Source organism: Allocatelliglobosispora scoriae (genome assembly GCF_014204945.1).
GTDB lineage: Bacteria > Actinomycetota > Actinomycetes > Mycobacteriales > Micromonosporaceae > Allocatelliglobosispora > Allocatelliglobosispora scoriae.
Genome location: NZ_JACHMN010000003.1, coordinates 298,825 through 319,762 on the forward strand (window position 1 = coordinate 298,825; position 20,938 = coordinate 319,762).

Consider the following 20,938-nt stretch of genomic DNA (forward strand, 5'->3'; position numbering starts at 1 on the left):
CGTGACCGCTATCTCCCTGGGCATGCCCGCAGCTCCGCCGCAGCCCCTCGCCCCCCGCCGCCAGACGCGTCAGATCAAGGTCGGCAACGTCCTGGTCGGCGGCGGCGCACCCGTCAGCGTGCAGTCGATGGCGACGACCCTGACCTCCGACGTCAACGCCACGCTCCAGCAGATCGCGGAGCTCGCGACCGCCGGCTGCCAGATCGTCCGGGTCGCCGTGCCGTCGCAGGACGACGTCGAGGCGTTGCCCGCGATCGCGCGCAAGTCCCCGATCCCGGTGATCGCGGACATCCACTTCCAGCCCAAATACGTCTTCGCCGCGATCGACGCGGGCTGCGCGGCCGTCCGGGTCAACCCGGGCAACATCCGCCAGTTCGACGACAAGGTCAAGGAGATCGCGGCGGCCGCCTCGGCGGCGGGCGTCCCGATCCGGATCGGCGTCAACGCCGGGTCCCTCGACAAGCGCCTGCTGGAGAAGTACGGCAAGGCGACCGCCGAGGCGCTCGTCGAGTCGGCGCTGTGGGAGTGCTCGCTCTTCGAAGAGCACGGCTTCCGTGACATCAAGATCAGCGTCAAGCACAACGACCCCGTCGTCATGATCCGTGCCTACCGGTTGCTCTCGCAGAAGTGCGACTACCCGTTGCACCTCGGGGTGACCGAGGCCGGGCCGACGTTCCAGGGCACCGTGAAGTCGTCGGTCGCGTTCGGCGCGCTGCTCGCCGAGGGGATCGGCGACACCATCCGCGTCTCGCTCAGCGCCCCGCCGGTCGAGGAGATCAAGGTCGGCAACGCGATCCTGGAGTCGCTGGGCATGAAGGAGCGGGGTCTTGAGATAATCTCCTGCCCGTCCTGCGGCCGGGCTCAAGTGGATGTCTATACCCTCGCTGAGCAGGTGACCGCTGCGCTGGAGGGCTTCCCGGCCCCGCTGCGCGTCGCGGTCATGGGCTGTGTCGTCAATGGACCCGGCGAGGCCCGCGAGGCCGACCTCGGCGTCGCCTCCGGCAACGGCAAGGGCCAGATCTTCGTCAAGGGCGAGGTCATCAAGACCGTGCCCGAGTCGATGATCGTGGAGACGTTGGTCGAGGAGGCGTTGAAGCTGTCGGTGCAGATGGGCATCGAGCTCCCCGAGGAGCTGCGTGACCTCGTCGGACCCGTGGTGACGGTGCACTGACCGTCCCACCACAAGACCAAGATCGCCGCAACTCTTCCAGGGTCGCGGCGATCTTGCTGTTTCGGGGACCGCCGCGACGGCTCCGTTAGCACCAACTCTTGAAGAGTTGGCTCCTTAAGGAGCCAACTCTTCAAGAGTTGGTGCTAACGGGCGCCGCTCAGAAGAGGACCGTGGCGAACTCGCCCACCTGACGGAAGCCGCAGCGGTCGTAGGCTCGGCGGGCGGGGACGTTGTAGTCGTTGACGTACAGGCTGACGGTGGGTGCGAAGCGGCGCAGCACGTGGTTGACGACCGTCGACATGCCACTGGTCGCGAGGCCCTGTCCGCGCCACTCCGGATGCACCCAGACGCCCTGGATCTGCGCCGTGTGCCGGGTCAGCACCGCCACGTCGGCCTTGAAGACCACCGTGTCGCCGTGGAAGCGGGCGTAGGAACGCGAGCCCCGGACCAGGGTCGCCACCCGGGAGCGGTAGCCGGTGGTGTTGGTCGCGTCGACGGGGGAGACGCCGACCTCCTCGGTGTACATCGCGATCGACGCCGGCATGAGTTTGTCGAGCTCGTCGAGCGCGACCGGGCGTACCAACGGATCCTCGGCGACCGGCGACGGCGCGTCGGCGAGCAGCAGCGGCTGTGCCGTGCGGACCTCGCGGGAGGGGCCCCAGAGGCCGGAGAGGGCCGCCCAGAGTTCGAGGACGCCCTCGGCCGGGCCGACGATCGAGCCGCAGGTACGCGCTTGGCGGGCCAGCGTCTCGGCGAAGGCGGCGACCGCCTCGCGATGGGTGGCGAGCGGCGTGACGTGCGCACCCGCCCAGCAGATCGCCTGTAACTCGCGGCGCTGGCCGTAGCCGAGCATCTTGCCGTCGGAGCGCCACCAGCTCAGCCCGCGAGCCGCGATGCGCTCGATCACCTGGGCTGCGGCGATGGGATCGCGCTCCAGCAGCCGTTCGACCGCGGATCGCTCGCTCTCGCCGAGATGACGCACCGGAGACCTAGTCAGCACCCCTCTAGCCTCGCATTTTCTGTAGATCCTTGCTTCCGACTGCTTTCCGATATATCGTTAACGCATCGACGATAGGAGAACGAGATGTTTAGCCAACACACTCATCGACACGGCCGTGACCACGGCCACATGCACGACCATGGCCACGGCCACGACCCGCGGATGTTCGCCTTCGGGCGCCCGCCCTTCCCCGGCTTCCCGCCGCCGCCGTTCGAGCGCGGTCGGGGCCGAGGAGGCGGCGGCGGTGGCGGCCGAGGCCGTGGACGCCGCGGCAACGTCCGGGCCGCGATCCTCGGGCTGCTCGCCGAGCGCCCGATGCACGGCTACGAGATGATCTCGGAGCTGGAGACCCGCACCGGCGGGGTCTGGCGGCCGAGCCCCGGCAGCGTCTACCCGACGCTGCAGCTCCTGGAGGACGAGGGCCTGATCGAGGCCGTCGCCGACGGCGGGCGCAAGAGCTACACCCTCACCGAGGCCGGCCGGACGGCTGCCGAAGCGATGCCCGAGCGGGCGCCGTGGCAGGAGTTCACCGAGTCCGAGGTCAACGAATCCCAGGACTTCCGCCAGGCGGGCTGGGGCATCATGCAGGCGCTCCGCCAGGTAGGCATGGAGGGCAACGACGAGCAGCGAGCCCGTGCGCTCGAGGTGCTCGTCGAGACGAAGCGCAAGCTCTACGCCATCCTCGCCGAGTAATCGGTGTCCGCCCGTGACGCGATCGCGCTGCTCCCCTCCGGGAGCGGCGCGATCGCTGTATAACCCAGCGGCACGCCCGAGCGGGCTGGTTCGCGACTTTGTGCACACGACCGATTACGGTACGTAACGATAGTCACACACGCAGGTTACGGCCAACGAGGTGAGAGCCCCATGGGGCGGATCGTCAAGCAGCTCTCTGACAACACCACCAAGTACTACTGGTACCCCGGAGAGAAGCAGGAGTGGGTCCGCGCGGCTGTCGCCGTCGGGTCCGGACTCGTCGCGGGAACGTTAGCGATGATGTTCCTCAAGAGCGCAATCTCTGCCGTGGTGATCGGGACATCGCTGACCCTCGCCATCGCCGGGTTCAACTTCGGTCGCCGCGACGCCCGTGCGCTCGCCGGCTTCCCGGGGATGGCGGACAAGGCGGCTCGACGTGCCGCCGCCGCCTACACCGGCAAGGCGGCCTGGCGCGGCCTGGTGATGGGGATCGGCGGCGCGCTCGCCGCGATGCTGGTGATCAACCTGTCGCCGATCGGCTGGATCAACGACTGGCTGCTGCCGGTCGTGCCCGCCGTCGCCAGCGCGCTCGCGCGGCAGCTCGGCATGGTGTGGCAGCAGATGGGCCACCAGGTCAAGACCAAGGGGCCCGCCGCGCCACCGGCACCCGCCCAGCCGGAGAAGGCATGACCGGCGGTCAGTGCCCGACGCTCTCGTAGCGGCGCAGGCCGCGCTGGAAGATGCAGTAGGCGAGAGTGAGACACGCCACCGCGACGACCGGGGTCAGCAGGCCCAGCCAGGCGAAGCCGCCCTTGCCGAGCACCCAGGCCGCCGGGAAGAACCCGGCGAAGGCGAACGGGATCGCCACCCCGATCAGCAGCCGGATCGGCGCGCCATAGATCGTCACCGGATAGCGGCCCAACTCACCGAGCTGGTAGATCGCGTCGGCGACCATCGGAAACGGCGCGCGCACCCAGAAGCTCGCGGCGTTGCTGGCGAGCGCGATCGCGATCCGGATGCCCACACCGCCCGCGAACAGCAGCACTGCGATCAGGGCGGTGCCGACGGACCAGTCGACCTCGACCCGCGTCAGCGCCCAGACGACCAGCGCCGAGGAGCCGATCGTGTCGCCGAAGCCGTTCATCCCGAGCGAGTTGCTCGCCACCTGCAGCACCGGTGGAAAGGGCCGGACCAGGCGATAGTCGAGCTCGCCGTAGTGGATCTGGTGGCTGATCCCCCAGATCCCGTCGACGAGCACCGGGATCAGCGCCGAGGTCAGCCCGGCCAGGCCGTAGATGAGCACGACCTCCTCGAAGCGCCAGCCGTTGAGCGTCGGCACCCGGGCGAAGACCGCGGCGAAGAAGAAGATGCCCAGCGTCTGGGTGAGCAGCCCGGCGACGACGAGGATCCAGAAGTCGGCCTCGTACTCCAGTTGGGCACGCAGGTGGGCGCCGAGGCTGCGCCGGTAGATCCGCAGGATTCGTGCCATCTCAGCCTCCGTGCACCGTGAGCCGGCGCGACGCCCCACGCCAGGCGAGCCGCGAGACCAGCCACAGCCCCGCCACCCAGCCGACCTGGATCGCGATCAGCCCGACCGCGTCGGCGGTCGAGACCTTGCCCAGATAGATCAGGGCGGGCGTGCTCATCACCGCGGCGAACGGCAGCAGCGAAGCGATCAGCTGCACCGCGTCCGGCAGCAGCGCCAGCGGCACCATCGCGCCGGAGAGCAGCAGCCAGATCGCCTCGCGGGCCCAGAAGACGCCGTGGTAATTCTGGGTGTAGAAGCAGATCAGCGTGCTCAGATAAACGATCAGGAACTTGAGGGGTACGACGAGCAGCAGGCTCGCCAGCAGCAACCCCCAGTGCTGCGGCGCCTCGATCGGCTGGGCGAGCAGCACGAAACCGCCCCCGGCGACGACGATCACCACCAGGTCCAGCACCACCCCGCCGAGCGTCGCCGCGAACTGTGTGGCCTGGTAGTTGATCGGCCGGACCAGGTCGAGCGCGATCATGCCGCTGTGGATCCGCTGGGCCATGGCCCAGTCGCCGACGGTCGACCCCAGGACGTTGACGACGAAACCCACCAGCAGGTAAGCCTTCATCTCCGGCAGGTCGAAGCCGCCCAGCGTGCCGCCGTTGGCGAGCAGCGCACCCCAGATCGCCACCGTGGCGAGGAGCTGGAAGCACCGGCCGAGAGTGCCGAGCGCGATCGCGGTGGAGTAGGAGATCCCGGTCCGCAGGCTCAGCGCCGCGAAGCGCAGATAGGCCCTCACTCGGCGGCCTCCGCCAGCACGAGATCGCCCGCGTAGACCCGGCGCACGACATCCTCGATCGCGGGCTCGTCGATCCGGACCTCCAGCACCTCGGCGAGGGGCAGGATCCCGGCGAGGACGGCACCTGCGGTGAGGGTGAACCGGTCGAAGGTGACGGTGAACTCGCCCGGATGGTCGCCGGCCACGACGGCCGCCGTCGGGAGCCGGTCGGCGATCGCGTCGCGGGTCACCGCCCCGGCGAGCTGCAGGTGCACCGAGCGCTCGCGCGCGTACTCATCCTTGACCTGGGCCAGGCCGCCGTCGTAGATGATGCGGCCGGAGTCGATGATGACGATCCGCTCGCAGGTGTCCTCGATGTCGCCCAGGTCATGGGTGGTGAGCATGACCGTCGTCCCCTCGTCCTTGAGGCTGCGCAGGAACTCCCGCACCCGGTCCTTGACCGAGATGTCGAGCCCGATCGTCGGCTCGTCGAGGTAGACCACCCTGGGGGAGTGGATCAGGGCGCAGGCGAGGTCGGCGCGCATCCGCTGGCCCAGGGAGAGCTTGCGGGTCACCACCGGCAGCAGCTCGGCGAGGCCGAGCACCTCGTCGAGCCGGTCCAGCCTCGCCTTGTAGGCGGCAGACGGGATGTCATAGATGTCGCGGAGCAGCGTCAGCGACTCGCGGACCGGCAGGTCCCACCAGAGCTGGCTGCGCTGTCCGAAGAGGACGCCGATCTGCCGCGCGTTGGCGTTGCGGTCGCGATGCGGCACCACGCCGCCGACCACCACCTCGCCCGAGGTCGGGTGGATGATGCCGGTGAGCAGCTTCACCGTGGTCGACTTGCCCGCGCCGTTGGGCCCGACATAGGCGACGGCTTCGCCGGCCTCGATCGAGAGGTTGACGTCGTCGACCGCCGTCACCGTGGTGAACTTGCGCTGCACCAGGTGCTTCAGCGAACCGCCGAGGCCCGGTCCCTTGTCGGGTCGGCGGAAGGATTTCGTGAGCCCGCGAACCTCGACCAGCGCCATGCCCCGGAGTCTCCCAACGACCCCGACAATGTCGACCGAGTTCCCGCACCAGTCCTCGCGCGCCCGGTAGACCCCAAGATCGCCGCAACTCTTCAAGAGTTGGTCCTAACGGGTTTCTAGGACCAACTCTTGAAGAGTTGCGGCGATCTTGGGCGCGGCGAGGCGGGTCAGTGAGGGCTGAAGGTACGGCGGAACGCGTCGATCGCCCTGGTCGTGACCCAGTGGCGGTTGTGGGCGAACGGGCCGAAGCGGCGCGGATCCAGCGAGGTGACGTCCCACTCGGCTGCGCCGCCGGTGATCTGCTCGGCGAGGGTCTTGCCGATCCCGGCCGCCAGGCCCATGCCGTGCAGGCCCATCCCGGCGGCGACCCAGAGTCCCTCCACACCGGACGGTCCGACGAGCGGCTCCCCGTCGGGCGTGAAGCCCTCCGGACCGTGCATCAGCTTCACGACGGCGGGCATGCCGGGGACGCGCTCGCGGGCGGCGGCCTCCACCTCGTCGTTCGACACCGGTTCGGCGAGGCTGCGCGGCCGGCTCAGCGGCGCGGTGCTGCCGGTCGGCCAGGCCGGTACGGGGTCCTTGGCGTAACCGCCGATGATCAGCCCGCCACCCGCCGCCCGCAGGTAGAGGTTGCGCTCGGGGTCGCGCACCGTGGGGGTGGTGTCGGGGTCCAGGGGCGGGTCGAAGGAGCCGGTCACTGCGTACTGGTGGTTGATGGGGCAGACGGGGACGGCTGCGCCGCCGAAGGCGCCGATCGAGGAGGCCGCGGCACCGGCTGCGTTGATCACGGCGGTGGCGCCGATCGTGCCGTCGGTCGTCTTGACGCCGGTCACGCGCTTGCCGGTGACGACGAGGCCGGTCACGCGTACCCCCGTGCGAATTGTCACGCCGCGGGCGACGGCGCCGGCGGCGAACGCGGCAGCGGCGTTCTTGGGCCGGATGAAGCCGTCGCCGGGCAGCCACGCGGCGGCCTGGACGCCGGTGAGGTCGAGGATGGGGGCGAGCGACGATGCCGCCGCGGCCGTGCGCAGCTCCACCGCGATGCCGGCCTCCTCGACGAGCCGGGCCTGGCGGCGCAGCTCGTCGACGCCGGCGGGGGTGCTGGCGAGCCGGAGCCCGCCGACCGAGCGCCAGCCCGCGTCGAGGCCGGTCTCGGCGGAGACCGCCCGGGTGGCCTCGGGGAGGTAGCCGACGAGCCTGCGGTGCGCCGCGTTGCCGCGCAGGGCGGTGACGAAGCCGGCCGAGTGCCAGGTCGTGCCGTCGGTGAGCTCATGCTGCTCGATCAGCGTGATCTCGGTCCAGCCCAGCCTCGCGAGGTGATAGGCGGTGGCGCAGCCCACGATGCCGCCGCCGATCACTACTGCTCGTGCCGTTTCCGTCATGAAGCACCGCCCGCAGGTATCGACGGAGGGCGCGTGCCATCCGTCAGGTGTGAAAGACCTATCACGGAACGTGCGCGACCCGCCAGGGTGTGCGGTTGACGGGCTGCGTCGACCAGGGTAGATCTAATCCGGTGAAGCCGCCGTTGAGCGTTGAGGCACTACGTGTGGGCATCGCGTCGGGAGAGATCGACACGGTGCTGCTGGCTCTGACCGACATGCAGGGGCGGCTTCAAGGAAAACGCCTGCATGCGCAGTATTTCCTGGACGAGGTGCTCGCCCACGGCAGTGAGGCATGCAACTATCTGCTCGCCGTGGATGTGGAGATGAACACCCTACCCGGTTACGCCATCTCGGGGTGGGAAACCGGGTACGGCGATTTCGTCCTTGTGCCCGATCTGGACACCCTGCGCCCCGTGCCGTGGCTGCCCGGCACCGTGATCGTCCTCGCCGACCTGCGCTGGCCCTCGGGTGGCGACGTGGTCGAGTCGCCGCGCCAGATCCTGCGCCGCCAGCTCGACCTGCTGCAGTCCGAGCACGGGCTCACCGCCTGGGTCGGCACGGAGCTGGAGTTCGTCGCCTTCGCCGACACCTATGAGCAGGCGGCGGAGCGCGGATACCGAGGTCTGACGCCGGTCAATCAATACAATGTGGACTACTCGCTGCTCGGCACGAGCCGGGTGGAGCCGCTGCTGCGGCGGATCCGGCTGCAGATGGCGGGCGCCGGGTTGGAGCCCGAGAGTGCCAAGGGCGAGTGCAACCCGGGCCAGCACGAGATCGCCTTCCGCTACACCGACGCGCTGCGCACCGCTGACCAGCACATCCTCTTCAAGCACGGGACGAAGGAGATCGCGGCCCAGGAGGGCTGCTCGATCACCTTCATGGCGAAGCCCAACCAGCGCGAGGGCAACTCCTGCCACATCCACTTCTCGCTGCGTGATGCCGACGGCCGTCCGGTGATGGGGATCGGCGACGAGCTCACCCCGACCGGTGCCGCCGTCGTCGCCGGGCTGATCGCCACCGCGCGCGATGTCTCGGTCCTGGTCGCGCCCAACATCAACTCTTACAAGCGCTACCAGCGGGGCTCCTTCGCGCCGACCGCGCTGCGCTGGGGCCGCGACAACCGCACCTGCGCCATGCGGGTCGTCGGACACGACGCGTCGCTGCGGGTGGAGAACCGGGTGCCGGGTGCCGACGTCAACCCCTACCTCGCGATCGCCGCGCTGGTCGCGGGGGCACGGCACGGGCTCTCGGCCGGACTCAGTCTCGAGGACGCCTACACGGGCAACGCGTACGCCGACCCCGACGCGCCTCGCGTACCGGGCACGCTCGGCGAGGCGCTGGCGTTGTGGCGCGCGTCGGACTTCGTCCGGGACGCATTCGGTAACGAGGTCGTGGCACACTACGCCCGGGCGGCCGAGGTGGAGCTAGAGGCCTTCAACGCCGCCGTCACCGACTGGGAGCTGATCCGGGGGTACGAGCGCCTGTGAAGATCCTCAACCCGGCGACGGGTGCCGTGCTGACCACGGTCGACGACACCTCGCCGGAGGCGGTCGACCATGCCGTCGCGACAGCGCTGCGCGCCTTCCCGGCGTGGGCGGCGATCGCACCGGGGGACCGGGCGCGGCTGCTGCACCGCTTCGCCGACATCGTCGAGGACCACGCCGACGAGCTCGCGACGCTGGAGATCGCCGAGGCCGGCCACCCCGTCGGCCAGGCCCGCTGGGAGGCGAGCCACGTCCGCGACGTGCTGCGTTACTTCGCGGGCGCGCCGGAGCGCCTGATCGGCCAGCAGATCCCGGTCGCCGGTGGCGTCACGATCACCTTCCACGAGCCGCTCGGCGTCGTCGGCGTGATCGTCCCGTGGAACTACCCGATGCCGATCGCCGCCTGGGGTGTCGTCCCCGCGTTGGCGGCGGGCAACACGGTGATCCTCAAGCCCGCCGAGACGACCCCGCTCACGGCGCTCCGCCTCGCCGAGCTGGCCCTGGCGGCCGGTCTCCCCGAGGGCGTCCTCACGGTCCTGCCCGGCCTCGGTGAGGTCACCGGTGCGCGGCTCGTCGAGCACCCGGACGTACGCAAGATCTGCTTCACCGGGTCCGGCGAGGTGGGACGGCACATCCTGCGGTCCGGCGCCGACCAGATCAAGCGGATCACCCTGGAGCTCGGCGGCAAGAGCGCCAACATCGTCTTCGCCGACGCCGACCTCGACCGGGCCGCGGCGACCGTACCCGACTCGGTCTTCGACAACGCCGGACAGGACTGCTGCGCCCGGTCCCGACTGCTCGTGCAGCGCTCGGTCTACGACGAGTTCCTGGCCCGGCTGGAGCCCGCCGTGGCCGCCTGGCGGGTCGGCGACCCCACTCTGGAGTCGACCCAGATGGGCCCGCTCATCTCCGCCGCGCAGCGCGACCGGGTCGCCTGGTTCGTCGACGGCGCCGAGGTGCTGATGCGCGGAGCATGCCCGAGCGGCGACGGCTTCTGGGCCGCCCCGACCGTGCTCGCCGCCCGTGACGGCACCGAGGCGCACTGGCGCGAGGAGATCTTCGGCCCGGTCGTCAGCGTGCTCCCCTTCGACGACGAGGCGGACGCGATCCGGCTCGCCAACGACAGCGACTACGGCCTGGCCGGCTCGTTGTGGACGCGGGACCTGGGCCGGGCGCTGCGGGTCTCCCGGGCGGTCCGCACCGGCAACCTCAGCGTCAACTCCCACTCCAGCGTGCGTTACTGGACCCCCTTCGGCGGGATGGCCCAATCGGGGCTCGGCCGCGAGCTCGGCCCGGACGCCCCGTTAGCCTTTACCGAGGTCAAAACGGTCTTCTACAGCTCGGAGGCACAGTGAAGAGGCTCGACCAGCGGGTAGCGGTCGTCACCGGCGCGGCGAGCGGGATCGGGCTCGCCACGGCGCGCCGGTTCGCCGCCGAGGGCGCGATCGTGGTCTGCGTTGACCTGGAGAGCTCCGCAGCGGCGGGCAAGCAGCTCGCCGACGAGATCGGCGGCGAGTTCGCCGACTGCGATGTCTCCGACGAGGAGCAGGTCGCCGCGCTCTATGCCGGGGTCGTGCAGCGCCGGGGCCGGGTCGACGTCGCCTTCCACAACGCGGGGATCTCGCCGCCCGACGACGACTCGATCCTGACGACCGGCATGGAGGCCTGGGAGCGGGTGCTCAAGGTCAACACGACCAGCGTCTACCTGGGCTGCAAGTACGTCATCCCGATCATGCTGGAGCAGGGCAAGGGCTCGATCATCAACACCGCGAGCTTCGTGGCGCTGCTCGGTGCCGCGACATCGCAGATCGCCTACACGGCGAGCAAGGGAGCGGTGCTCTCGATGACCCGTGAGCTGGGCGTCCAGTTCGCCCGGGAGGGGATCCGGGTCAACGCGCTGTGCCCCGGGCCGGTCGCGACGCCGCTGCTGATGGAGCTGTTCGCCAAGGACCCGGAGCGGGCCGCCCGGCGCCTCGTGCACGTGCCGCTGGGGCGCTTCGCCCAGCCCGAGGAGATCGCCGCCGCGGTGGCCTTCCTCGCCAGCGACGACGCTTCCTTCATCACCGCCGCTCAATTCATCGTGGACGGCGGGATCACCGGCGCCTACGTCACGCCGCTGTGACCGGGGCGCGACGGCCGATCATCGGGCTCTCCACCTACGTGGAGACGGCACGGTGGGGTGCGCACAACGCCCGGGCGGCGATCCTGCACATGTCCTACGTGGATGCGGTGCGGGAGGCCGGTGGGCGGGCGGTGCTGCTGCCGCCGGACGATCTCGACGCCGGGGTGCTGGAGCTGCTCGACGGGCTCGTCATCACCGGTGGCGCGGATGTGTCGCCTGCCTACTACGGCGCCGAACCGCACGCCACCACGGTCTCCCGGGCCGATCGCGACGCCGGGGAGCTGGCACTGCTGCACGGTGCCTGGGAGCGTGACATCGCCGTACTCGGCATCTGCCGGGGTATGCAGTTGATGGCGGTCGCCGCCGGCGGCGCGCTGCACCAGCACCTGCCGGAGCTGCTCGGCAGCGAGCGGCATCGGCCCGGACCCTTCGACCGGGTGGTCTTCGGCTCGCACGAGGTCGAGCTCGCCGAGGGTTCCCGCTGCCGCAGCGTGCTCGGTGACCGGCTGACCGTCAACTCGCTGCACCACCAGGCGGTCGCCGATCCGGGCAAGCTCACCGCCACCGGCTGGTGCGTCGAGGACGGGCTGATCGAGGCGGTGGAGGACCCGGCGCGGCGGTTCAGCGTCGGCGTGCAGTGGCACCCGGAGGAGAGCGACCACACCATCATCACCGCGCTGGTTCAGGCGGCTGCGCGGCGCTGAGCGGCGTCCGTCGATGCATACTTGTGCGGTGGGCGGGCAAAGCGCGTGCCCGACTGACGCCGCCTGGGCGTCGCGATAGGGTGGAGATCATGACCGTACGCGCCCCGCTGACGCCCGGCACCCTCTCCCCGTGGCGGGAGGTGCCCGCCTCGATCGAGCGACCGGAGTATGTGGGTCGCAAGGAGCCCAAGCGCTCCGCCCGCGAGGTCCAGGACGAGGAGACACTGGCGAAGATGCGCATCGCCGGGCGGATCGCCGCCCAGGCGACCCAGCTCGCCGGTGAGCACTGCAAGCCGGGTGTGACCACCGACGAGCTCGACCGGCTGGTGCACGAGTTCCTCTGCGACCACGGCGCCTATCCGTCGACGCTGGGCTACAAGGGCTTCCCGAAGAGCTGCTGCACCAGCCTCAACGAGGTCATCTGCCACGGCATCCCCGACTCGACGGTGCTGGAGGACGGCGACATCATCAACGTCGACGTCACGGCGTACATCGGCGGCGTGCACGGCGACACCGACGCGACCTTCCTCGTCGGCGACGTCGACGAGGAGGCGCGGCTGCTCGTCGAGCGCACCCGCGAGGCGACGATGCGCGGCATCAAGGCCTGTGCCCCGGGCCGCCAGATCAGCGTCATCGGGCGGGTCATCGAGGCATACGCCCGGCGCTTCGGCTACGGCGTGGTCCGCCACTTCGGCGGCCACGGCATCGGCCGCTCCTTCCACAGTGGACTTTTCGTGCCGCACGTGGACACGCCCGAGGCGACCACCGAGATGGTCCCCGGCATGACCTTCACCATCGAACCCATGATCACCCTCGGTACGGTCTCCTTCGACCTCTGGGACGACGGCTGGACCGTCGTCACCAAGGACCGGAAGTGGACCGCGCAGTTCGAGCACACCATCGTGATCACTGATGACGGCTACGAGATCCTGACCCTGCCGTGACCGCTGCCGAGGAGCCGGCCGCCGCGCTGGATCCGCACCACCACGCCGATGTCTCCGGCGGCTGGCTGCGTCCGGCCGTCTTCGGCGCCATGGACGGGCTCGTCACCAACATCGGCCTCATCGCCGGTGTCGGCGGCGGCGGCCTCGCGCCCAAGAACATCGTGCTCACCGGACTGGCCGGGCTCGTCGCCGGTGCGATCTCGATGGGCTTGGGGGAGTACACCTCCGTCAAGACCCAGAACGAGCAGGTCGAGGCCGAGGTCGACAAGGAACGCCGGGAACTCGCCCGCAACCCCGCCGCCGAGGCGGAGGAGCTGGCGCTGCGCTGGATCGACCGCGGCCTCCCCGAGGACCTCGCCCGCCAGGTGGCCGACGCGCTGCGGCGCAATCCGGCGGAGGCGCTGCGCATCCACGCCCGCGAGGAGCTGGGCGTCGACCCGGACAGCACCCCGAGCCCGTGGGTGGCGGCGGCGCTGTCGTTCGTGTGCTTCTCCATCGGCGGTGTGGTGCCGCTGCTCTCCTACCTCTTCGGCTCCACGTCGCTGGCGCTGGCGCTGGGCATCGGCGGGGTCGGGCTCTTCATCGCGGGTGCGATGTTCTCCCGGTTCACCCGGCGGCACTGGTTCGTCAGCGGCCTGCGCCAGCTGGTGCTCGGCGGGCTCGCCGCGGGCGCGACCTACCTGATCGGCAACCTGATCGAGGGCTCGATCGGCGCGTAGCCGCCACGTGGCCCGGTCACGTTTTGCAGCAAAGCGTGGCCATTTCGGCGCGCGAGGCCACGCTTTGCTGCAAAACGTGGCCGAGGGCGGCTTGCCTAGTCGTAGTGCTGGAAGAACGGCCAGAGGGCCGACCACGGCTCGCGCGGGTCGCGGCAGACCGTGATCGGCAGGGTCTGCTCCTCGTTGTCCACGCCCACCCCGTTGTCCAGCCTCGCCGCGATCTCGCACGACGCGAAGTGCGGTCCGAGCCGCCTCGGCGAGTAGCCCACCGCGATCAGCACTCGGGCGGACTCCGGCGGCCGTGCGCGGAAGTAGAGCTCGTTCTGACCGCTGTAGACCGGCAGCGCCGGGGCGTAACGGTCCACCGCGCCCGACTCGCCGTAGTTGGCGGTCACGACCACGGCATCCGCCCGGTCGGCCGCAGGCAGGGCACTGTGGACCGCCGCGACCTGGGCGACGTACGCCTCCCAGCCCACCTGGTCCACCATGAGCTGGTTGACGACGGGCACCGGGCTGTCGCCGAGCATCCCGACCGGGAAGACCGGCAGGACCAGCAGGGCCGATCCGACGACGTTGACCGCGACGGCGATCGCGGGCCACCTCCAGGTGTGCAGGCGGGCGAAACCGGCGCAGAGGACCAGGATCAGCAGCGGCGCCACGTAGTCGGGCCGACCACCGGTGGCGAGGACGATGACGCAGGCCACGGCGTACGCGATGGGTAGTGCCCTGACCCGGCGCCAAGCCTCCTCGCGGAAGAACCCGCGCGCACCGACCACCCAGATCGGCACGAGCGTGACACCGATGAGGACGAGCTGCATCGGCACGAAGAGCAGCCGGTTCTCCACGCCGTCGTTGTCGGCGAGCGCCCCCGCCATCGTGAGCTGGGGAAAGTCATGGGTGAGCTGGTAGATCAGGTTCGGCGAGCCGATGACGACCGCGAGGCCGAGCCCCGCCCAGAGCCGCCAGTCGCGGAAGACGTCCCGCGGACCCACGATGAGCAGGGCGGCGACGACGCCCAGGCCGAGCAGGATGATCAGCTGCTTGTTGTAGAGCGCGAGACCCATCACCGCCCCGGCCGCGAGCCACCAGCGACCGTCGACGCGCTTGAGCGCCCGGGTGACGAAGAGCAGCGCCAGCAGCGACAGCGGCACGTCGAAGCTCGCGGTGAGCAGGAGGTGGCCGATCCCGACCGGGAAGCCGCCGAGCGCGACCGCGGCGCCACCGAGCCACTGTCCGGTGCGTTCGCCGCCCAGCTCGCGCACGATCAGCGCCACGAGCAGCGGGATCAGCGCCGCGCAGAGCACCGCCGGAAGCCGCAGCGCGAAGAACGAATCGCCGAAGAGCTCGGTCGCGACCCGCCCGATCAGCGGCGTCGCCGGGCCCTGGTCCACATAGCCCCACGCGGGGTGCTCACCGAGCTGCCGGAAGTAGAGCTCGTCCCGGTGATAGCCGTAGCGGGTGGCGGCCAGCAGGTTCACCACGAGGGTGACGAGGCTGACGATCGTGATCGGACGCCAGGCGATGCCGGGAAGGGTCACGCAGCACAGGCTAGCCGCTGCGACGCAGTCTGAAGACTCTGATCGTGCGCCCGGCGGCGCGTTCCGCGTACGTGTCGTAGGCCGGCCACCGCTTCAGCGCGATCGCCCAGAGCCGCTCGCGCTCAGATCCAGAGGCCAGATCGGCGTGTACGCCGAACCGCTCACCCTTCAGCTCCACCGTCGCCGCGGGGTTGGCGATGAGGTTCGCCGACCACGACGGGTGCTGCTGCTGCCCCCAGTTGGACGCGATCAGGATGAACCCGTCCCCGTCGGGGAAGTAGGCGAGCGGCTGCGTGAACTCCCGACCGCTCTTGCGGCCGGTGGTCGTCAGCATCAGCCCCGGCAGCAGCCCGGCCGTGACGACCTTGCCCCTGGTCAGCTTGCCGATGAGCCGGTCGGTCGGTGCGACGACGGCCTTGCCGAGCTTGGCGAACCAGGGCTTGTGGCCGAGTCGCGCGACGATGCGGTGGACGAACATCGGCACAGTGTGAACGAGTTTCGCGTCAGTCGTCCAGTACGAAGGAGACGAGCATGTTGACCCGGTAGCCGGTGATCTCACCATCCGTGAGGGTGACCTTCTGCTCCTTGATCCACGCACCGCTGACCCCGCGCAGGGTCTTGTGGGCGCGGGTGAGGCCGGTCTTGATCGCGTCGTCGAAGCTCTTCGAGGAGGTCGAGCTGATCTCCGTGACACGCGCAACGGTAGTAGTCATAACGGCACCATATGGGGTGCTTCCGGCACCCGTCCCAGAAACCCCAAGATCGCCGCAACTCTTCAAGAGTTGGTCCTAAAACCCCCGTTAGGACCAACTCTTGAAGAGTTGCGGCGATCTTGGGGCGCGGCCGGGACGCTGCGGCCGCAGACGCTACTGGGAGCGGCGTTCGATGGGGAGGCGGGACCGGGTGAGCAGGCCCGCGCCGAGCATCGCCACCAGCGGTACGACGAACACGGTGACCAGATTGCCCCACGGCACCGCGAGCGGCAGCTCCATCGGGACGGGCCAGGCCTCCGCCGTCGAGACGTTGAGCGCCTTGATGATCGCGAACGCCCCGCCGACCCCGGCGATGACGCCGAGCAGCGTACCCAGCCCGGCGATCACCCCGGACTGGCTCAGCGACAACGTCCGGCGCAGCCGCGGGCTCGCGCCGACCGCGGCGAGCGTGGCGAGATCGGACCGCCCGTCGGCGGCGGCGAGGCCGGTCGCGACACCCGCCGCAGCGAGCGTGATCAGGGCCGACGCCAGCGCCAGGATCAGCAGCGTCGGGTCGAACTCGCCATCCGCGCCCTGCTCGACGATGGGGTAGATCGAGTTGTCGATCTCCTGCATCGCCTGGTTGAGTCCGTCGACCTCAGCGGTGGTCGGCATCTCCCGGGTCGTGGCGAAGAGGTAGGCGGGATCGCTCGTCATGCTCCCGCCGAACGCGGCGGCGAGCTGCGGCAGCGCCGACGGCGGCATGATCAGGTTGATGCTGCGCGCCCCGGTCGTCATGGCGTAGGCGGGCACCGTCACCAACGGGCCGTCGGCCTGGCCGTCGACCGTGTCGGTCCGGCGCAGGGTCACCTTTCCGCCGGAGAGGAAGCGCTCGTCGGAGACGACGACACCACCGGAGCGCAGCATCGCCACCGCCCGCTCGACATCCGCCGCCTCGCCGCCGGTGATCAGGGCGAGATTGCCGCCGTCGTCGACGACGTTGTGCAGGCCGCTGTAGGTCCCCGGACTGCCGTTGCGGCAGCGCGGATCGTCCAGCGCCGTCGGCATTTCCTCGGGGGTCGGTGGCCGCTCGGCGAACGGGCAGAGCTGCTCGGGCGGGACCACCGGATCGAGCGGGCACTGGTACGAGTCGGGGTCGGCACCGGACAGGCGGCAGGAGACGCCCGCCACCACGGCGGTCCGGTCGACCGGCAGGCTCTCGCGCAGCCGGGCCTCGATCTGCCGCATCGTGGCCTCGCCCATCCGCTGCTGACCGGCCGGACCCCAGGTGAACAGGCCGATCGTCGCCGAGCCCAGCGGGCCGGAGGGAACGTGATAGCTGTTGTTGCGGATGTTCTGGCTGTTCATGAAGATGCCGATCATCACGCTGCCGGCGACGACCGCCATCACCGCCGAGATCGCCGGGGCGGCCGAGGCGCGGTTGCGTGCCGTGTCGCGCAGGGCGATCCGGGGCGCGAGCGGCAGCCGGGAGCCGAGCCGCCCGATCACGCCGACGAGGCTCGGCGTCAGCAGCGCCAGGCTGAACTGGCCGAGGATCAACCCGACGAGGATCACCTCGGGGGACGGGACGAGCGCACCCGCCACCGCGACCAGCGAACTCACCACGAGCAGCACCGCACCGACGACGATCCACCGCGTGCGGGACCGCACGATGCCCCGGCGGCCCGAGAGCGCCGCGATCACGCTCTGCCGAGCCGCGGTGAAGGCGGGGACCAGGGCGGCGAGCAGTCCGGTGCCGATCGCGAGAATCACGATGCCGGCCAGGGCGAGCGGGAAGAAGCGGTAGCCACCGGCGCGTGAGCCGACGAGGTACTCCTCGATCAGGGGACGGCCGCCGAACGCCAGAGCCACTCCGGCGACGATGCCGAGCACGGCACCGACGGCACCGAGCACGACGCCGTCGGCGAGGACGATGCGGCGCACCTGAGCCGGCGTACCCCCCGCTGCGGCGACGAGAGCCAGCTCGCGCTGCCGACGGCGCGCGCCCACCGCGAAGGCCGGGCCCGCCAGCAGCACGATCTCGAAGATCGCCATGCCGATGACGATGACGCCGAGGGTGAGCTCCTCCTCCGCGATGGTGTTCTGGGCGGTGAACTCGTCGAGCGAGGCGTTGAGCGCCACGTCGCGAGGCATCACGCGCAAGCCGGCCGCATTGAGACGGCCGATGTCGGCGAGGCCCAGCGGGGTCGGGGTGGCCATGAGCCACTCGCTGCTCCGCAGCGGCACCCCGTCGGGGCTGGGCATCGCCTCGGCGCGGAAGAAGATGTACTCGCTGAGCTGCTCGGGCATCTCCACCAGCGCGGTCACGGTGAAGGCCCGATCGGGCACGGTGGTCCGGACGGTGCCGCCGATCACGGCACCGAGCCGGGCGGCGGCCTGCGGTGTCAGCGCCACCTCCGTGTCACTCCGGGGCGGGACGCCATCGAGCAGTGTCACCATCCCGGCGGTCACCGGGTCGGCGATCGTCAACGCGAAGGCGCTGACGTTGCCGATGCCGGTCGCGGTCCGCATCTGCGCGGTGCCCTGCATGATCGAGACAGCGCGGCTGCCGGCCGGGAAGAGCGCCTCGATCTCGGCGGTGGTGGGGATCTCGGGCGGGGTCTTGTCGCTGCCGCCGCTCTCGACACTGCCCGGTGTGAGCTGATTGACGGGGCCGCCGGCCCAGCTGACGAGAGCGTCCGCGGCGCCGAGCCGACGCTCGATCAGCTCCGGCCGGGTGAGGTTGAACATGTCATAGGAGACCGCGGCGAAGGACAGCCCCAGCACCGGCAGGCCGATCATCGCCAGGACCAGCAGCGATCGCCCCCGGTTGCGGCGCGCCTCGCGCCGGGCGATCCGCAGCGAGACCGCCCACGATCGAAGCCAGCTCATGAGGGCAGCTCCAGCAGGTGCTCGGGCCCGTTGAGCGGCGCGGAACTGTCCACTACCGAGCCGTCGCGCAGGAAGATCACCCGATCCGCCCAGGCCGCGTGCCGTGCCTCATGCGTGACGAGGACGGCGGCCGCACCCGCGTCGACCCGCGATCGCAGCAGTTTGAGCACGGATTCGCCGGTCTGCGAGTCCAGCGCGCCGGTCGGCTCGTCGGCCAGCATCAACCGCCGCTCGCCGACGAGGGCCCGGGCGATGGCGACGCGCTGCTGCTGCCCGCCGGACATCTCGTCGGGGAACCGCTCGGCGATGGCGAGCAGCCCGACCTCGTCCAGCGCCCGCTCGCCGAACGGGCGCGCCTTGCGCGGCGACACCCCGTCGAGCTCCAGCGGCAGCGTGACATTCTCCACCGCGGTCAGGCTGGGCAGCAGGTTGAGATCCTGGAAGACATAGCCGATGTGGGCCCGGCGCAGCTTCGCCAGCGCGTTGCGGCCCTGCCCGCCGAGGGAGACGCCCTCGACGAGCACCATGCCGCCGGTCGGCGAATCGAGCCCGCCGGCCAGGTTGAGCAGCGTGGACTTGCCGGAGCCCGAGGGGCCCATCACCGCGACGAGCTCGCCCGGCTGCACGGTGATGCTGACCCCGCGCAGCGCGTGCACGGCGGTGTCGCCGCTGCCGTGGACGCGGTCGACGGCGCGGAGTTCGAGGACGGTCATGCCGTCACCTCGCTCGACTCGGCGGTCACGATCGCCGGTGCGGCACCGGTGGTGGTCGCCGGCGTCGGCCGCCACCGGACCAGCGCCGACTCGCAGTGGTCGAGCCAGCGCAGCTCCGCCTCGGCCTGGAAGATGAGCGAGTCGAGCACCAGACGCCAGGAGAGCTCGCCGTCGTTGCGCTTGAGCCGGGTCAGCTCCTGCAGCGTGCGCATCGTGGCCACCCGCTGGGTCTGCACCACGCTGCGCACGTCGACGCCGGGCGTGGTGATCGCGAGCGCCAGCTTGATGGCGAGCTCGTCGCGGGGCCGGTCGGAGTGGGCGATCGGTGTCGCGAACCACATCGTCAGCTCGGCCCGGCCGGCGTCGGTGATCTCGTACGGCCGCTGCCCCCCGTTGGAATCCGGGAGCGGTCGCACGAGGCCGTCGCGTTCGAGCCGGTTGAGCGTGGTGTAGACCTGACCGATGTTGAGTGGCCAGGTGGCCCCGGTCTCCGCCTCGAAGGAGGCGCGAAGCTGGTAGCCGTACATGTGGCCGCGTTCGAGCAGCGCGAGCAGACCGTGCCTGATGGACATAGCTACGGAGTATGCATACTCGGTATGCGGGTTGTCTACCCCCGGCCGGGGAATGTGACGGTCGCCGGTGTCGTGCCCGCCGCGCGCCGCCACTGGGCAGCCCGGTTGGCGGCATCGATCATCGCGTCGAGCACCTGGCGCCGGGTGTCGCCCTCGGTCACCGCGAGTGCGGCCCGATAGGCGGCCGTCACGCGCTCCTCGATCTGCCCGGCGAGCTTGGCGGCGGCGACCGCGTCGGCGAGCGGCGGCGTGGCGTATGCGGCCGCTGCGGCGGGTGCGCCCTCGCCCAGCAATCTGCTGAACTGATCCCGCCGCCGCCGGTGCATCGCCTCGGCGGACTCGGCCGCGGACACGGAGCCCTTGGTCAGGCGGGGTCCGATGACGCCGTAACCGTAGATCGCGGCATGCTCGGCGGCGACCGCCGTCGCGAGCCGCTCCCGGCCGGCCGGGGAGAGCGCGGGCGGCGGTGACGGGGTCGCGGACGGCGTCGGCTGGGTCATGACAGCACCGTCACATGCGCGGCCCGGGCGGCGGCGATCTCGCCGAGGAGCGTGGCGCGCGCGGCGGGCACGACCAAACACGTCTCGTACGCCAGCTTCGCCCCCTCCTTCTCCAGCGCCAGCAGCGCCACCTTCGGGTCGCCGGGAGTGCCCGAGGCGGCGGCGCTCGGCGCACCCGCCCCGGCGGAGGGAGACGGCGGTTTGATCAGTGCCTCCAGCGCGGCCACATGCGCCCGATGAGCGTCGCGGATCGGGTTGATGATCGTCACCAGCGCCGGCGGCGCGCTGCCGATCGCCGTGGAGTAGGCATTGACCAGGGCCTTGGTCCGGGCCAGGAAGCCGAGCAGGGGATCGGGATCGGGCGCCGGAGTGGCGAGCAGATCGCAGCCGGCGAGCACGCCCGCGGCGCCGACCGCGGCCAGCGTGCGGAGCAGATCGCGCCGCGAGGCAGGGTCGGTGATTCGCATCTGGCTAGTGTTCACCATGCGCGCATCGACGCCAAGCGCACTTTGCCCGCGCGGCGTGAAGG

22 protein-coding genes are annotated in these 20,938 nt (G+C 70.7%); 9 read left to right on the forward strand and 13 right to left on the reverse strand.

The genetic code is table 11. The features are described from left to right. Nucleotide 1 precedes the first annotated feature (1 nt). Nucleotides 2-1,171: a flavodoxin-dependent (E)-4-hydroxy-3-methylbut-2-enyl-diphosphate synthase gene (gene ispG / locus F4553_RS28015; protein ID WP_184841707.1), complete on the forward strand. Its 1,170-nt coding sequence runs from the start codon at nucleotides 2-4 to the stop codon at nucleotides 1,169-1,171. 157 nt (nucleotides 1,172-1,328) lie between these two features. On the opposite strand, the gene F4553_RS28020 is transcribed toward ispG, so the two are convergent. Then, nucleotides 1,329-2,168 (reverse strand): GNAT family N-acetyltransferase, encoded by an 840-nt coding sequence (locus F4553_RS28020; protein WP_184847004.1) that lies wholly within the window; start codon nucleotides 2,166-2,168, stop codon nucleotides 1,329-1,331. 132 nt (nucleotides 2,169-2,300) lie between these two features. Between F4553_RS28020 and F4553_RS28025 the strand changes: the two genes are divergently transcribed. Together F4553_RS28025 and F4553_RS28030 are read left to right on the forward strand one after the other, a co-directional pair. Then, nucleotides 2,301-2,864, forward strand: coding sequence for a PadR family transcriptional regulator (locus F4553_RS28025; protein WP_246467497.1), 564 nt, complete (start codon nucleotides 2,301-2,303; stop codon nucleotides 2,862-2,864). Nucleotides 2,865-3,035: 171 nt separating this feature from the next. After that, nucleotides 3,036-3,554, forward strand: coding sequence for a hypothetical protein (locus F4553_RS28030; protein WP_184841710.1), 519 nt, complete (start codon nucleotides 3,036-3,038; stop codon nucleotides 3,552-3,554). A gap of 7 nt (nucleotides 3,555-3,561) precedes the next feature. Here the strand turns inward: F4553_RS28030 and F4553_RS28035 are convergent, their stop codons facing one another. From F4553_RS28035 to F4553_RS28050, 4 genes are all read right to left on the reverse strand, one after another. Beyond that, entirely contained in the window at nucleotides 3,562-4,353 is a 792-nt protein-coding gene (locus F4553_RS28035; protein WP_184841712.1) for an ABC transporter permease, read from the reverse strand. Between the two features lies 1 nt (nucleotide 4,354). Then, nucleotides 4,355-5,137 carry an ABC transporter permease gene (locus F4553_RS28040; RefSeq protein ID WP_184841714.1) on the reverse strand — a complete coding sequence of 261 codons (783 nt, stop codon included), beginning with the start codon at nucleotides 5,135-5,137 and terminating at the stop codon, nucleotides 4,355-4,357. Further along, nucleotides 5,134-6,147 carry an ABC transporter ATP-binding protein gene (locus tag F4553_RS28045; protein ID WP_184841716.1) on the reverse strand — a complete coding sequence of 338 codons (1,014 nt, stop codon included), beginning with the start codon at nucleotides 6,145-6,147 and terminating at the stop codon, nucleotides 5,134-5,136. Before F4553_RS28045 ends, F4553_RS28040 begins: the two co-directional genes overlap by 4 nt. 167 nt (nucleotides 6,148-6,314) lie before the next feature. Then, a complete protein-coding gene (locus F4553_RS28050; RefSeq protein ID WP_184841718.1) occupies nucleotides 6,315-7,529 on the reverse strand; it encodes an NAD(P)/FAD-dependent oxidoreductase in 1,215 nt (404 codons plus the stop codon). 143 nt (nucleotides 7,530-7,672) lie between these two features. Between F4553_RS28050 and F4553_RS28055 the strand changes: the two genes are divergently transcribed. The 6 genes from F4553_RS28055 (at nucleotide 7,673) to F4553_RS28080 (ending at nucleotide 13,502) form a co-directional block, all read left to right on the forward strand. Further along, on the forward strand, nucleotides 7,673-9,016 hold the full coding sequence (locus F4553_RS28055) for a glutamine synthetase family protein (protein WP_246467498.1): 1,344 nt from the start codon (nucleotides 7,673-7,675) through the stop codon (nucleotides 9,014-9,016). After that, nucleotides 9,013-10,368, forward strand: a complete 1,356-nt coding sequence (locus F4553_RS28060; protein ID WP_184841720.1) for an aldehyde dehydrogenase family protein — start codon at nucleotides 9,013-9,015, stop codon at nucleotides 10,366-10,368. Before F4553_RS28055 ends, F4553_RS28060 begins: the two co-directional genes overlap by 4 nt. Next, on the forward strand, nucleotides 10,365-11,135 hold the full coding sequence (locus F4553_RS28065; protein WP_184841722.1) for a 3-oxoacyl-ACP reductase: 771 nt from the start codon (nucleotides 10,365-10,367) through the stop codon (nucleotides 11,133-11,135). The genes F4553_RS28060 and F4553_RS28065 overlap by 4 nt, the downstream gene beginning before the upstream one ends. Further along, entirely contained in the window at nucleotides 11,132-11,839 is a 708-nt protein-coding gene (locus tag F4553_RS28070) for a gamma-glutamyl-gamma-aminobutyrate hydrolase family protein (RefSeq protein WP_312875415.1), read from the forward strand. The genes F4553_RS28065 and F4553_RS28070 overlap by 4 nt, the downstream gene beginning before the upstream one ends. A gap of 89 nt (nucleotides 11,840-11,928) precedes the next feature. Next, nucleotides 11,929-12,783, forward strand: coding sequence for a type I methionyl aminopeptidase (map, locus tag F4553_RS28075; RefSeq protein WP_184841724.1), 855 nt, complete (start codon nucleotides 11,929-11,931; stop codon nucleotides 12,781-12,783). After that, nucleotides 12,780-13,502, forward strand: coding sequence for a VIT1/CCC1 transporter family protein (locus F4553_RS28080; RefSeq protein WP_184841726.1), 723 nt, complete (start codon nucleotides 12,780-12,782; stop codon nucleotides 13,500-13,502). Before map ends, F4553_RS28080 begins: the two co-directional genes overlap by 4 nt. 95 nt (nucleotides 13,503-13,597) lie before the next feature. Here the strand turns inward: F4553_RS28080 and F4553_RS28085 are convergent, their stop codons facing one another. The 8 genes from F4553_RS28085 to F4553_RS28120 form a co-directional block, all read right to left on the reverse strand. Then, nucleotides 13,598-15,040, reverse strand: a complete 1,443-nt coding sequence (locus tag F4553_RS28085) for a glycosyltransferase family 39 protein (RefSeq protein ID WP_184841728.1) — start codon at nucleotides 15,038-15,040, stop codon at nucleotides 13,598-13,600. A gap of 10 nt (nucleotides 15,041-15,050) precedes the next feature. Then, nucleotides 15,051-15,518 carry a nitroreductase family deazaflavin-dependent oxidoreductase gene (locus F4553_RS28090; protein WP_184841729.1) on the reverse strand — a complete coding sequence of 156 codons (468 nt, stop codon included), beginning with the start codon at nucleotides 15,516-15,518 and terminating at the stop codon, nucleotides 15,051-15,053. A gap of 25 nt (nucleotides 15,519-15,543) precedes the next feature. After that, nucleotides 15,544-15,753 carry a dodecin family protein gene (locus F4553_RS28095; protein ID WP_184841731.1) on the reverse strand — a complete coding sequence of 70 codons (210 nt, stop codon included), beginning with the start codon at nucleotides 15,751-15,753 and terminating at the stop codon, nucleotides 15,544-15,546. Nucleotides 15,754-15,906: 153 nt separating this feature from the next. After that, entirely contained in the window at nucleotides 15,907-18,624 is a 2,718-nt protein-coding gene (locus tag F4553_RS28100) for an ABC transporter permease (protein WP_184841733.1), read from the reverse strand. Next, nucleotides 18,621-19,337, reverse strand: a complete 717-nt coding sequence (locus tag F4553_RS28105; protein WP_184841735.1) for an ABC transporter ATP-binding protein — start codon at nucleotides 19,335-19,337, stop codon at nucleotides 18,621-18,623. Before F4553_RS28105 ends, F4553_RS28100 begins: the two co-directional genes overlap by 4 nt. Then, nucleotides 19,334-19,909: a PadR family transcriptional regulator gene (locus F4553_RS28110; protein WP_184841737.1), complete on the reverse strand. Its 576-nt coding sequence runs from the start codon at nucleotides 19,907-19,909 to the stop codon at nucleotides 19,334-19,336. Before F4553_RS28110 ends, F4553_RS28105 begins: the two co-directional genes overlap by 4 nt. A 35-nt stretch (nucleotides 19,910-19,944) precedes the next feature. Continuing rightward, entirely contained in the window at nucleotides 19,945-20,409 is a 465-nt protein-coding gene (locus tag F4553_RS28115) for a DUF4439 domain-containing protein (protein ID WP_184841739.1), read from the reverse strand. Next, complete coding sequence (locus F4553_RS28120) at nucleotides 20,406-20,876, reverse strand: twin-arginine translocation signal domain-containing protein (RefSeq protein ID WP_184841741.1); 471 nt, start codon at nucleotides 20,874-20,876, stop codon at nucleotides 20,406-20,408. Before F4553_RS28120 ends, F4553_RS28115 begins: the two co-directional genes overlap by 4 nt. Between the last annotated feature and the right edge of the window lie 62 nt (nucleotides 20,877-20,938).